General features: G+C 69.2%; 9 protein-coding genes and 1 pseudogene. 3 read left to right on the forward strand and 7 right to left on the reverse strand.

Going from position 1 to position 12,394, the window contains the following annotated elements; all coding sequences use genetic code 11:
• The 6 genes and pseudogenes from ELR45_RS34850 to ELR45_RS08915 form a co-directional block, all read right to left on the reverse strand.
• Nucleotides 1-228, reverse strand: a pseudogene (locus ELR45_RS34850) (ABC transporter permease); the annotation flags it as partial.
• A 15-nt stretch (nucleotides 229-243) separates the two neighbouring features.
• Entirely contained in the window at nucleotides 244-1,839 is a 1,596-nt protein-coding gene (locus tag ELR45_RS08890) for an ABC transporter substrate-binding protein (protein WP_165367621.1), read from the reverse strand.
• Nucleotides 1,840-2,003: 164 nt separating this feature from the next.
• On the reverse strand, nucleotides 2,004-2,393 hold the full coding sequence (locus ELR45_RS08895; protein ID WP_129665251.1) for a nuclear transport factor 2 family protein: 390 nt from the start codon (nucleotides 2,391-2,393) through the stop codon (nucleotides 2,004-2,006).
• A gap of 137 nt (nucleotides 2,394-2,530) precedes the next feature.
• Nucleotides 2,531-4,207: an ABC-F family ATP-binding cassette domain-containing protein gene (locus ELR45_RS42595; RefSeq protein WP_129665253.1), complete on the reverse strand. Its 1,677-nt coding sequence runs from the start codon at nucleotides 4,205-4,207 to the stop codon at nucleotides 2,531-2,533.
• Nucleotides 4,208-4,316: 109 nt separating this feature from the next.
• Nucleotides 4,317-5,105 (reverse strand): SDR family NAD(P)-dependent oxidoreductase, encoded by a 789-nt coding sequence (locus ELR45_RS08905; protein WP_129665255.1) that lies wholly within the window; start codon nucleotides 5,103-5,105, stop codon nucleotides 4,317-4,319.
• 131 nt (nucleotides 5,106-5,236) lie between these two features.
• The gene (locus tag ELR45_RS08915) at nucleotides 5,237-6,754 is read right to left on the reverse strand and encodes an MFS transporter (RefSeq protein WP_129665257.1); all 1,518 of its coding nucleotides are present in this window, start codon (nucleotides 6,752-6,754) and stop codon (nucleotides 5,237-5,239) included.
• Between the two features lie 254 nt (nucleotides 6,755-7,008).
• Between ELR45_RS08915 and ELR45_RS08920 the strand changes: the two genes are divergently transcribed.
• Complete coding sequence (locus ELR45_RS08920) at nucleotides 7,009-7,656, forward strand: TetR/AcrR family transcriptional regulator (RefSeq protein WP_129665259.1); 648 nt, start codon at nucleotides 7,009-7,011, stop codon at nucleotides 7,654-7,656.
• 158 nt (nucleotides 7,657-7,814) lie between these two features.
• Here the strand turns inward: ELR45_RS08920 and ELR45_RS08925 are convergent, their stop codons facing one another.
• The gene (locus ELR45_RS08925; RefSeq protein WP_129665261.1) at nucleotides 7,815-9,455 is read right to left on the reverse strand and encodes a PucR family transcriptional regulator; all 1,641 of its coding nucleotides are present in this window, start codon (nucleotides 9,453-9,455) and stop codon (nucleotides 7,815-7,817) included.
• A 93-nt stretch (nucleotides 9,456-9,548) separates the two neighbouring features.
• On the opposite strand from ELR45_RS08925, the gene gabT reads away from it, so the two are divergent.
• Entirely contained in the window at nucleotides 9,549-10,943 is a 1,395-nt protein-coding gene (gene gabT / locus ELR45_RS08930) for a 4-aminobutyrate--2-oxoglutarate transaminase (RefSeq protein WP_129665263.1), read from the forward strand.
• A gap of 35 nt (nucleotides 10,944-10,978) precedes the next feature.
• The coding region (locus ELR45_RS08935; RefSeq protein WP_205856276.1) for an aldehyde dehydrogenase family protein at nucleotides 10,979-12,394 on the forward strand (1,416 nt) is incomplete at its 3' end.

Raw genomic sequence — 12,394 nt, forward strand, 5'->3', positions numbered from 1 at the left:
GAGGCCGGCCGCCCACCGTCCGAACCGGGTGTGGGCGGCGTCGTCGAGACCGAGCTCGGCACGGAGGCTGGCGACCTGGGCCGTTGTCGGGTCGGTGACACCCTGGGCGATGAGCACCTGCCGGGCGGGGTCGGCGGGTGCCAGCAGTTGCAGGCACCACACCACGAACGCTGCGGCGACCAGGGTCACCAGTGCCTGCCCCGCCCGCCGCAGCGTCGGAGTCCACACGTTCAGCGTGGACGCTTAACCAGCGAGCGTGCTGGCGTTGAGGTGGTGCAGGACGGACGACGGCCGATAGCCGGCGGTTTGCTCCGAGACCACGGCAGGCGACGAACGCTGCGCCACGATCACCACCAGAGCCTCGTCGGCGATGACCTGCTGGGCCTCTTCGAGAAGCGGGCGCTGCTGGTCCGGCTCCGGCTCCGCCAGCAGCTCGTCGACCAGCCCGTCGAGCGTCGTGCTGCTGACTCCACCGAAGTTGCGCTCCCCGTCGGTGGTGAGGAAGTCACGCAACCGCCCGACCGGGTCGTAGGTGTATCCCAGCGTGCCGTCGAGCGAGAGGCCGACGTCCCAGCTGTCCGATTCGCGCATCGTGGTGTAGTTGTCATCGGTCAGCTCCAACGTCACGTCGAAGCCGATCTCGGCGAGCTGGGATTGCATGGCCAGCGCCATCTGCTCGGTGTCGGGCTGCTGCGGATAGTGCAGCACGGTGATGCTCAGCGGTTCGCCGTCCTTCTCCCGGACGCCGTCATCACCCGGGAGCCAGCCCGCTTCCTCGAGCAGGTCGGCGGCCTCGCCGGGAGCGGTGCTCTGGGTCTGCAGGGCGTAGCCGACGCTGTCCGGGAAGAGACCGGTGGGCGCCGTGTACAAGCCGTCCAGCACCTGCTCGGCGATCGCCTGGTAATCGAGACCGAGGGCGAATGCCTGCCGTACTGCCTCGTCGTCCATGGGCGCCTCGTTCAGGTTCGGGATCGCGCGGAACTGCTGCAACGGCTGCTCGGCGACGGCCAGCGTCGGACCGGTGCCGGCGTCGACCAGCGGCGTGAGCAGCGACGTCGGCGGGTAGAGCGCGACGTCCGCCTCACCGCTCTCCACGGCGCGGACGCGCGCCTGCTCATCCGGCACGAACCGAACGCTCGCACCGGCCAAGGCCACGTCGCCGCCCCAGTAGTCGTCGTTGCGCTCGAGGGTCATCTCGTTCTCGTCGAGCCCGGCGACGACGTACGGGCCGGTGTAGATGCCGGCGTCTATGACTGCCTGTGGGTCGTCGCCCGCCGCTTCCAGCGCGGCGGCGTCGAACACCGAGACCATGTCTTCCGCGGCCAGCAGGTTGGGCAGGTTACTGACCGGCTCGCTGGTCTGCAGCAGGAGCGTCGCATCGTCCTCGACGGTGATCGTCGCACCCGGAAGGTTCGCCTCGACCAGGGGGTTGTTGGCAAGGTGGTGCTCGAAGACCGCGGCCAGAGTCTCGGCGTCGAGAGGGTTCCCGTTGCTGAACGTCACGTCCGGGCGCAGGGACAGCCGCCACGTGGTGGCGTCGTCAGCGTCGAGCGCCTCAAGCAGCCACGGCTCCACCGCTCCATCCTCGGTGGCCCGCATGAGCAGCTCGCCGTATCCCCACTCCGGGGACCACAGTCCCTGCTCGACGGGGTCAAGGCTCCGAACGGTGTAGGGCGTGACGAACCTGAGCGTGGTGTCGGCGCCGGCCGCGTCGCTGGACTCGGTCGAGCCCGCGGTGCCGGGCGAATCGCTGGACTCGGACTCGTCGCCGCCGGACGAGCACGCTGTGACCATCAGCAGGGCGAGCAGAGCCACGGCCGCATTTCGTAGGACAGGCACGGTTGTCGGTCTCCTCATAAAGGACAAAATTCCGACACAGCATAAACGATAACCGTTATCTGTCGCATCTGGTGGCCGTGTTCGCTCCGCTTCTTGAGCGTCAGTCGCGGATAGAGCCGGCCGAGCGGGTAGTTAACGCAACTCACACTCAACAAGCGGCGAGGTCAAAGCGGACCTGGTCGATGCTCCCTATAAGGCGCACGCCATTCAGGCGCGGGGTCTCCTCCGAGGCTGGTCCAATACTCGCGCCCGCTGGTGATCACGCCGTCACGCACAGTCCAAAACGAGGCCACCCGGAACACGCCCAAGCCCACATGCGGAACCTCGACCTCAGACACCACCTCGTCACCATCGGCGACGATCCGCAGGACACGGATCGACCAGCCTTCCGGATACTCGCTGTTCACCGCGACGAAGTTCTGACGCCCGACGATGCGTTCACGGCTCACCGGCCACTCGATGACCGCATCCTCCGCTACGAGACCTGCCACACTCGCCCAGTCGCGTGCTTCGATCCGATCCCACAACGCCTCAACAACCTTCACCGGCTCCATGAGCCGAGCATGTCATCCCGGCCGGACAACATCCACGAGTCGACGCACCGCCCATGGCAGAACAGTTCCGTAGACAGTACGGTTCTGCCTTGTCCGACGTCGCAGCTGCCAGCATGTATTCGACGTGGAGGGCAGGTTCAACGTGGGCGGGCGACGCGGCCTTCGTCCCAGACGGGCTCCGGCGACTCGTACACCGTGCCGTCGGCCCCGAAGACGAGGAAGCGGTCGAAGTCCCGGGCGAACCAGCGATCGTGCGTCACAGCCAGCACGGTCCCGTCGAACGCCTCCAGCCCATCCTGCAGGGCCTCCGCCGACACCAGGTCCAGGTTGTCCGTCGGCTCGTCGAGCAGCAGCAACGTGGCACCGGACAGCTCCAGCAGCAGGATCTGAAACCGCGCCTGCTGGCCGCCGGAGAGCGAGTCGAAGGTCTGCTCCGCGGCGTAGGCGAGCTCGTAGCGGTCGAGCGCCCGGCTCGCCTCGGGCCTCGGCATCCCGGCCCGCCGCCCGTCGCCTCGGTGCAGGATCTCCAGGAGCGTGCGCCCGGCCAGCTCCGGATGGTCGTGGGTCTGAGCGAACCATCCCGGCCGGACACGCGCACCGAGCCGCGCCTGCCCGGTGTGTGCCACTGGCCCGATGGACACGTCACCGACCGGCATGTGCTCGGTCTCCGGGTCGGTTCCGCCCACCGCCAGCAACCGCAGGAAGTGCGACTTCCCTGAGCCGTTCGATCCCAGCACCGCCACCCGCTCGCCGTACCAGACCTCCAGGTCGAACGGGCGCATCAGACCAGTGAGCTCCAACCCCTCACAGATCACCGCGCGCTTGCCGGTGCGGCCTCCGCGCAGTCGCATCCGCACGTCCTGTTCCCGCGGGATGGCCTGCGGCGGGCCTGCCTCTTCGAATCGACGCAGGCGCGTCTGCGCGGACCGGTACCGGGATGCCATGTCCGAGTTGTATGCGGCCTTCTGCTTATACATCTGGACGAGCGCCTTCAGCTTGGCATGGTCCTCGTCCCAGCGACGACGCAGCTCTTCCAGCCGAGAGAATCGGTCGCGGCGAGCCTCGTGGTACGACGCGAACCCGCCGGGATGGACCCACGCGGTGTTACCCGCCGCTCCGAGCTCAACCGTCACGACGCGCGTGGCCGTGCGCGCCAGCAGCTCGCGGTCGTGGCTGACGTATAAGACGGTCTTCGGCGTCTCCGTCAGCCGCTCCTCCAGCCAACGTTTGCCCGGCACGTCGAGGAAGTTGTCCGGCTCGTCCAGCAGCAGTACCTCGTCGGGTCCGTGCAACAACGCTTCCAAGACCAGGCGTTTCTGCTCTCCGCCGGAGAGCGTCGAGACCTGCCGCCAACGACAGCGTTCGAACGGCACGCCGAGTGCAGCCGTGGTGCAGACGTCCCACAGCACCTCGATCTCGTAGCCGCCGGCGTCCGCCCACTCGGACAGTGCCGCCGCATAGGCCATCTGTGCCGGTTCGTCGTCGCGCTCCATCATCACCAGCTCGGCCGCGTCCACCCTGGCCGCGGCTTTCCGCACGCGTGGCGGAGCAACCGACAGCAGGAGCGCCCGAACGTCCTCCGCGGCGCGGGCGACGAACTGCCGCATCACGCCTAGCCCTCCGCTGCGTGTCACAGCTCCCTGGTCCGGGTCGAGATCTCCCGCGACGATCCGCAGCAGCGTCGTCTTTCCGGAACCGTTGGCGCCGACGAGGGCCACCTTGGCGCCGTCGCCTACCCGGAAGGAGATGTCGTCAAGCAGCACACGGCCGTCCGGCAATGTGAAGGAGATGGTGTTCAGATCGACGTGGCCCACAACTGTCCAGTCTCAGTCACTGGTCTCCACCCTGTCGAAGGGTTTTCTCCCGTGACCGTCAACCGTTGAACCGGCCGTGGCACGGCTCAGGCGTTGATGATCATCGGTGTCAGGGTGTGCGCGTGATGCCGCCGTCGACACGGAGGTTCACCCCGTTGATGTATCCCGCGAGCGGGCTGGCCAGGAAGGTCACCGCGTGTGCGATGTCCTCGGCGCGTCCTAGCCTGCCGGCCGGGTTCGGGGCGTAATCGGCAGTCGCCTCCGCTTCCAGCCTCGACCAGTCATCGACACCGTCGCCTACCCGGGTGCGGAACATGCGCTCGAACGACGAGGTGAGGATCACCCCGGGACTGACACAGTTCGCGGTCACACCACTCCCCGCGAGGTGCTGCGCCAACGACGTGGTCATGTTCACCACCGATGCTTTCACCGCGGAGTACTCCACCATGTTCGGTAGCGGCGTGGTGACCGCTCGGCTGCCGATGTTGACCACCCGGCCCCACCCCTGCTCACGCATGGAAGGCAGCAAAGCCTGAGTCACCCGTACGGCGCTGACAACGTTGCCGTCGAACGCCCGGTGCCAGTCGTCGGGGTCCGACGTCTCCCAGTCATGCTCCGCGAACGGACCGGCATTATTGATCAGGATTCGCACCCCGAAGTCGAGCGCGGCACCCGTGACCTGCTCCACCACGCCATCTGTGGTCAGGTCGCCCAGCACCACGTCGGCGTCGACCCCGGCCGCACGGATCCGCTCAGCGACGCCCTGAGCCGCTTCCTTGCTCCGCCCATGCACCAGAACGCCGCACCCTTCGGCGGCGAGCTTGTCCGCGATGGCGGCACCGATACCGCCGCTGCTCCCCGTCACCAGGGCGCGACGGCCAGCTAAATCGAGTTCCATGCGTGCGACGCTAGCGCCTGGGTCTGACAGGCCCGCGGCAGTCAGCGGGCCAGGACGCCACGAGCGAAGCGTCCTGCGGACCGAGCGGCATAGGCATCGGCCCGTAGGACGCAAGCGCTCGAGCGCTGGGATCAGTGCGCCATGGCGGGCGCCGGCTCTTCGCCTGAATCCTCGGTCGCCACGTGGCCGCTCTGTTTGCCGGCGGTGACCGACACGAAGGCGATGACCGCGGCCAGTGTCAGGATGCCGACCGCCCACCAGATCGCGGCCGTGTAGCCGTGCACCATTCCTTCCAGCCGCGCCAGCTCCGGCGACGGCGTGCCGGCCACGTGGGTAGCGACATAGGACGTGGTCGCGCTAGCCGCGATGGTGTTCAGCAACGCGGTGCCGATGGCGCCACCCACCTGCTGCGATGTGTTGATCATCGCGGACGCGATACCCGAGTCGCGGGGCTCGACCCCGTACGTGGCCAGGCTCATGGCCGGCATGAAGGTCGATCCGAGGCCCAGCCCGAGCAGAATCATGCCCGGCAGCAGCGTGCTGACGTAGGAGCTGTCGAGCTGCAGCTGGGTCAGAGTCAGCATGCCGGTGGCGGCCACCAGCAGGCCCGGGGTCATCACGTACCGTGCCGGGACGCGGGTCATCAGCCGGGCGCCGATCTGCGTGGAGCCGGTGACCATTCCGGCGACCATCGGCAGGAAGGCCGCCCCGGTTCTGATCGGACTGTAGCCCTTGACGATCTGCATGTAGTAGGTCAGGAACAGGAAGAGCCCGAACATCGCGATGACGGCCAGCCCGAGTGCCAGGTAAACACCCCCACGATTGCGGTTCAGCACCACCCGCAGCGGCAGCAACGGCGCCCTGACCCGGCGTTCCACCAGGACGAACGCCGCCAAGAGCAGCACGGTGCTCACGAACATGGCGATGGTGCCGTTGTCGCTCCACCCTTCGCTCTCAGCCCTGGTGAAGCCGTAGACCAGGGACACCAGGCCCAGCGTCCCCAAGAGCGCACCCGGGATGTCCAGCGGCGAGCGGTTGCGGCTGCCGGCCGGATCGCTGATCGTGGCGGTGGCACCGAGGAACGCGACCGCGGCGATCGGGATGTTGACGAAGAAGACCCAGCGCCAGTCCAGGTACTCGGTGAGCAGACCGCCGAGGATCAGGCCCACAGCGCCGCCGCCACCGGCGATGGCGCCGAAGATGCCGAACGCGCGGGCGCGTTCGCGGCCGTCGGTGAACGTGATCGCCAGGAGGGAGAGCGCGGCCGGAGCCAGCAGCGCACCGAAGACGCCTTGCAGGGCGCGGGAGGCGAACATCATCGCCTCATTCGCAGCGGCCCCGCCGATGGCGGAGGCGACCGCGAAGCCGACCAGGCCGGTGAGGAAGGTGTTCTTCCGCCCCCACATGTCGGCGACGCGGCCGCCGAGCAGCAGCAGACCACCGAAGGCCAGCGCGTAGGCGGTGATCACCCACTGCCGGTTGGCGTCGGAGATACCCAGGTCAGCCTGGGCGGATGGCAGCGCGATGTTGACGATGGTCGCGTCGAGCACGACCATGAGCTGGGCCGTGGCGATGAACGCCAGCGCGCGCCAGCGCCCAGGATCGGGCCCGGTGGCCCGTTCCTGCGCAGGCTGGGACGTTTCGGACATGCACGTTCCAATCGATTCGAGTGAGCGACAGATTCGGATGACGAGACTCCAGGTGCCCGGCGGCACGAGCGCCCGAAAGGCTGACGTCTATAGGTCGATGCCGGTCCGGCAGAGGGCGCGGTACTGCATGCGATGCTCCAGGGATGTGTCGAGTGTGGTGAACGTTCTTCCGATGTCGTATCCTGGAGACCGAATCGGAATACCTTTCCAGAACTATACGGAAAGGTATTCCGGAACGCAAGCGAAGGAGTGCAATGACGGAGTACACGGCGTCGACCCGAGCCGGTCCGGGCGGTCCGGGCGGTCCGGGCGAGCCTGAACGTGCGCCGCGCCGGCTACGCGCCGATGCGCAGCGCAACATCGACTCCCTGCTTGAGGCCGCGAAGTCCGTCTTCAACACGTCCAGCGTGGACGCGCCCGCGAAGGAGATCGCTGATCTGGCCGGTGTCGGGGTCGGAACGCTGTACCGGCATTTCCCGCAGCGCTCGGACCTGGTCAAGGCAGTCTTTCAGCGCGAAGTGGATGCCACCGCGGACGCGGCGCAGACACTGGCCGCAACGCATGAGCCCGGCGTAGCACTCGAGAAATGGATCCACCGGTACACCGAGTTCATCGCGACCAAACGAGGACTCGCCAAGGCGCTGCACTCAGGTGACCCGGCATTCGACGCTCTGCCCGGCTACTTCATGCAGCGGCTCGGCCCTGCCGCCGGCTCACTGCTCGAAGCTGCCGTCGGCGCCGGCGAGATTCGTGACGGCATCGCGCCCAAGGACCTCCTAAGCGCCGTCGCCAAGCTCTGCATGCCGATGAGCGATGAGGACGCCACATTCAACCAACGCATGGTCGCACTCCTCATCGACGGACTACGCTACGGCGCCGACGCGAACCAGCACCACTCCTGAACTCTGCTCGGGTCCGTGCGGGGGCGCTACGCCTTGAGCAGTTGCTCGCTCACCCCTAGTGCCCCTGGAGCCGCTGCGCCCTCGGGCGGGCAGACTGCGTCGCCGTTCTGCCGCCACGCATTGCTGCCTGCACGCGACGTCATCGTGTGCGGGACACCTCACGCGAGGCTCAGCGCACGCAGCGCCAACCACGTCGTCGCGGCGACGTCCGGATCGCGCAGCTCCCGGCCGAGCAACGCCTCGGCCCGGCCGATCCGGTATCGCAAGGTGTTGCGGTGCGCGTCCAGTTCCCGGGCGGCCGCCTCCCATTGGCCCTGATGCCGCAGATAGGCCACGACCGCGTCGACGATCTCAGATCGCTCCTGCGCCAACAGCGGCTCGAGCACCGCCTGCGCGCGCGACGCTGCCATCCCGACGACCGTGCCCTGCGCATCCCCGGGCGCCCCGGGGTCTATCCCGGCGACCACTTCGCCCACCGACGCCGCCGCACGCCGTCGGAGGTCCGCGACCAGACGAGAACGCTGCGCCGCCAGCTGCTCGAGCGGGACCGGCGGCCCGACCAGGGCACACGCGCCCTCCCCGTGCACGGCCAGGGCCTCCCGCAGCGCAGCCGGATCGAACCGCCGCCCGTCGTCGGCGACGACGCACCATGCCCCGCCGCTTCGAGAATCCGCGCCGGCCGCAGGTGCACCCTCCGGGTCCACCGAACTGGCCGCTCCGGCCGTCGGCGCGGAACGAGCATCGTGCGCCCCGGCTCGGTCACCGGATGCGGCGCGCTCAGGGACACCGAGCGCGTCCCCGTCGGGCCAGGCGGTGGCGACCGCGTCGAGAGCCGTGTCCCCGTCCACGCCATCGATCGCAACGACACGCACCGGCCCTTCCGGAACGGTGATCCGGAGTCGAGCGGCCAGCTGACGAGCCGCGGCGATTTCGCCCAGGTCCAGCAGCTGCGCGACGGCGGCCCTCGACGCCATCTCCGCCTCGCCGCGCCGACGACCCCGCACGGCATCCAGGCTCAGCAGCGCGCACGCGGTGAGCACGACGTGCCGGCTCGTCGCCGAGATCGGCGGCGGTGCCCCGGTCGCGAGGAACCCGACGACACGATCACCCGTCGCCAGGGGATGTACGACGACATCGTCATCGCCCAGCGGGAAGGTCGCGGCCGCCCGGATTCCCGCCATCCGCAGCCGCACCGTCTCGGACCGCAGGATCCGCACATCGCGCTCGCGGTCGCCCGGCCAGACGGCCCTCAACTCCCCGTCCGGATCCAGGTGAGCCGCCCATCCGGAGACAGCCGCCGCCAGCGCCCGGAGCACCTCGGGGACCGGATCCGTTCCGATCGCCGCGTCGACGAGCCTGCGGTGCGCTTCCAGCGCGGCGGACAGCTCACGCCGGTCCTCATTCGAGACGGCGGCCCAGAACGCCCTGGTAATGGCGAGGAACGGCGTCGGCTCCGGCACTTCCAGCAAGCACAGCCCGGCGTCGCGACACGCATTCACCAGCCGTGGGGGCACCGTCCGATGCACCGGTCCGACGCCGAACGCCAGCGCAGCCACCCCGCCCCGGACCAGCCGCTCCACATACTCGCGGCACCCTGAGAGATCCCTCGGCAGGGTCAGGCCGGTGGTGAGCACGAGCTCGCCCCCGTCGAGATAGACCGTGGGATCCGGCAGCTCGCTGACATGCACCGCGCTGATGCCCGCGTCGGGAGGGACCTCGGGGTCGACCGGACACAGGTCGCCGGGCAGAACATCGCACAGGGCGGCGAGGCTCACCATTCCAACCGATGGAGAGTTCACAGGTCCACCTTGGATGAATCGACCAAGTATGCAATAGCGATGGTCAGATCATCCCATGACGCCGGCGGCGATGAGTCCTTACCGTGCTTCCACATGCCCGACGAACGCCAGGCGGGCGCGGCACGAGGAGGATGTGTGGAAGCACCCGAACAACGGCGGATCGTCCGGACGGCGATTCCGGGACCCAGATCGACGCAGCTGCACAAACGTCGGCAGGCGAGCATCACCGACGGGTTCGGCGTCACCCTGCCGGTCTTCGTGGAGCGCGCCGGTGGCGGCATCATCGTCGACGTCGACGGCAACCACCTCATCGACCTCGCCTCCGGCATCGCGGTCACCAGCGTCGGCGCCGCTGCGCCCGCCGTCGTCGAGCGCGTCCGCGAGCAGACGGAGCGGTTCACTCACACCTGTTTCATGGTCACCGAATACGACGGGTTCGTGGAGGTGGCAGAGGCCCTCAACCGGCTCACCCCCGGAGACCACCCCAAGAAGACCGCCTTGTTCACCACCGGCGCCGAGGCGGTGGAGAACGCGGTCAAGATCGCCCGGACCGCCACCCGCCGCCCGGCCGTCATCGTCCTGGACCACGCGTACCACGGCCGCACCCTGCTCACGATGACCATGACCGCCAAGAACGTTCCGTACAAGGACGGGTTCGGCCCGTACGCGCCGGAGGTATACCGGGCGCCGTTCCCGTACCCGTACCGCTGGCCGGGCTGCTCGCGGCACGCGGCCGAGCAGGCCCTGGACCGGCTCAAGGACATCGTGCTCAGCCAGGTCGGCGCCGACCGGGTGGCTGCGATCGTCGTCGAGCCCATCCAGGGCGAGGGCGGCTTCATCGTTCCACCGCCCGGCTACCTGTCCGGTCTGCAGGAGTTCGCCCGGGCCCACGGCATCCTGCTGGTCGCCGACGAGATTCAGACCGGCTTCGCCCGCACGGGCGACATGTTCGCCTGCGGACACGAGGGGATCGTCCCCGATCTGATCTGCACGGCCAAGGCGCTCGGCGGCGGGATGCCGCTGTCCGCCGTGACCGGGCGTGCCGAGCTGATGGACGCCGTCCCCGCCGGCGGTCTCGGCGGAACCTACGCCGGTAACCCCGTGGCCTGCGCCGCCGCCCTCGGGGCGCTGGAGACCATCGAGCAGGAGAACCTGGTGGAACGGGCCCGCACCATCGAAGCGCTGGTCATGCCCCGGCTGCGCGATCTGGAGAAAACCAGTCCCGTCGTCGGCGACGTCCGCGGCCGCGGCGCCATGCTGGCGCTGGAGCTCGTCCGGCCGGGGACGACGGACCCGGCACCGGATGTCGCCAAGGACATCGCGGCCCGCTGCCACGCCGACGGCGTCGTCGTCCTCGTCTGCGGGACGTATGGCAACGTGATCCGCATGCTGCCGCCGCTGGTCATCGACGACGCTCTCCTGCTGGACGCGCTGTCGGTGCTGGAGAGCAGCGTCCGCGAACACGTCGTCACGCCCGGAACCTGCTGATCCACTGATCCACTGATCCACTGATCGGAGTATCGATGAGCACTCTGGACAGCTTCGACCCGAGAACCGGCCAGACGAACGGCCGTGCCGTGCCGACCGCTCCTGGGGACGTGGACCGCGCGCTCGACGCCGCCGCTCGAGTAGTCGACGAGGTCGCCGAGCAGCCGCCGCAGATCCAGGCCGGTTGGCTGCGCGCCATCGCCTCGGCCATGGAGAACGACGACGGCCTGCTCCCGCTCGCCGATGCCGAGACCGCCAAGGGAACCACGCGTCTGAACGCCGAGCTGGTCCGCGCCGTCGAACAGCTCCGTTTCTACGCCGACGTCGCCGAGGAGGGGTCCTGGCTTCGCGCCACCCTCGACCGGATCCCAACGGGTGCGACGCTGCACAGCGTGCGGCAGCCGCTCGGCCCGGTCGCCGTCTTCGGCGCCAGTAATTTCCCCTTCGCCTACGGCGTGCTGGGCAACGACACCGGATCCGCGCTGGCGGCGGGCTGTCCGGTCGTCGTCAAGGCCCATCCGGCTCATCCCCTGCTCAGCGAGCGGCTCGGCACGCTCGCCGCCGCCGCGTTGGCTGACGCGGGTGCCCCGGAGGCTGTGTTCGCTCTGGTCGCTGGGTTCGAGGCCGGCCAGCGTCTGGTGACGGCGCCGGCGACGGCAGCGGTAGGCTTCACCGGCTCGCAGGCCGGCGGCATGGCGTTGTGGCGGCTGGCCAACGAGCGTCCCGTCGCGATTCCCGTGTACGCGGAGATGGGCACGGTGAACCCCGTCCTGGTGACCCCGTCCGCAGGGTCCCGGATCACCGAGCTGGCCGCCGAGCTGGTGAGCGCGTTCACCCTGGGCATGGGCCAGTACTGCACCAAGCCCGGCCTGGTGCTGGTACCCCGGGGCAGCGGAGCGGCCGACGCCCTGGCCCGCGCCGTCACCGATGCCGCACCGCAAGGGTGGCTGCTGACATCGGCGATCGCGGACGCTTTCCGGTCCGGGCTCCACGAGCTCCAGAAGGCCGGGGCAACCGTCCTCGCAACCGTGCCCGGGCCGGACGGCGGCTGGTCGGTGCCGACGACCGTGATGTCCGTCGAGGCGTCCGCGCTGCGGCGCGGTTCGAGATTGCTCGAAGAGTGCTTCGGCCCGGTGCTCCTGGTCGCCGAGTACGACGACCCGGCGCAGCTGGCGACGGTCATGGAGGAGCTGCAAGGGGCGCTCGCCGCCAGCGTCATCACGTCGGGTGAGCGCGACCCGGATGTCGCCCGGCTGGTGCGGCGGATCTCGCACACCGTCGGCCGCGTCGTCGTCGACGGCTGGACGCCCGGCGTGGGGTTGACCTGGGGTCAGCAGCACGGCGGGCCGTGGCCGGCCACCACCGTGCCGTCGGCGACGTCCGTCGGCGCGGCGGCGCTCGACCGGTTCACCCGGCCGGTCGCGTATGAAGGGGTTCCCGACGACGCGCTC

The organism is Phytoactinopolyspora endophytica (assembly GCF_004138495.1).
Classification (GTDB): domain Bacteria; phylum Actinomycetota; class Actinomycetes; order Jiangellales; family Jiangellaceae; genus Phytoactinopolyspora; species Phytoactinopolyspora endophytica.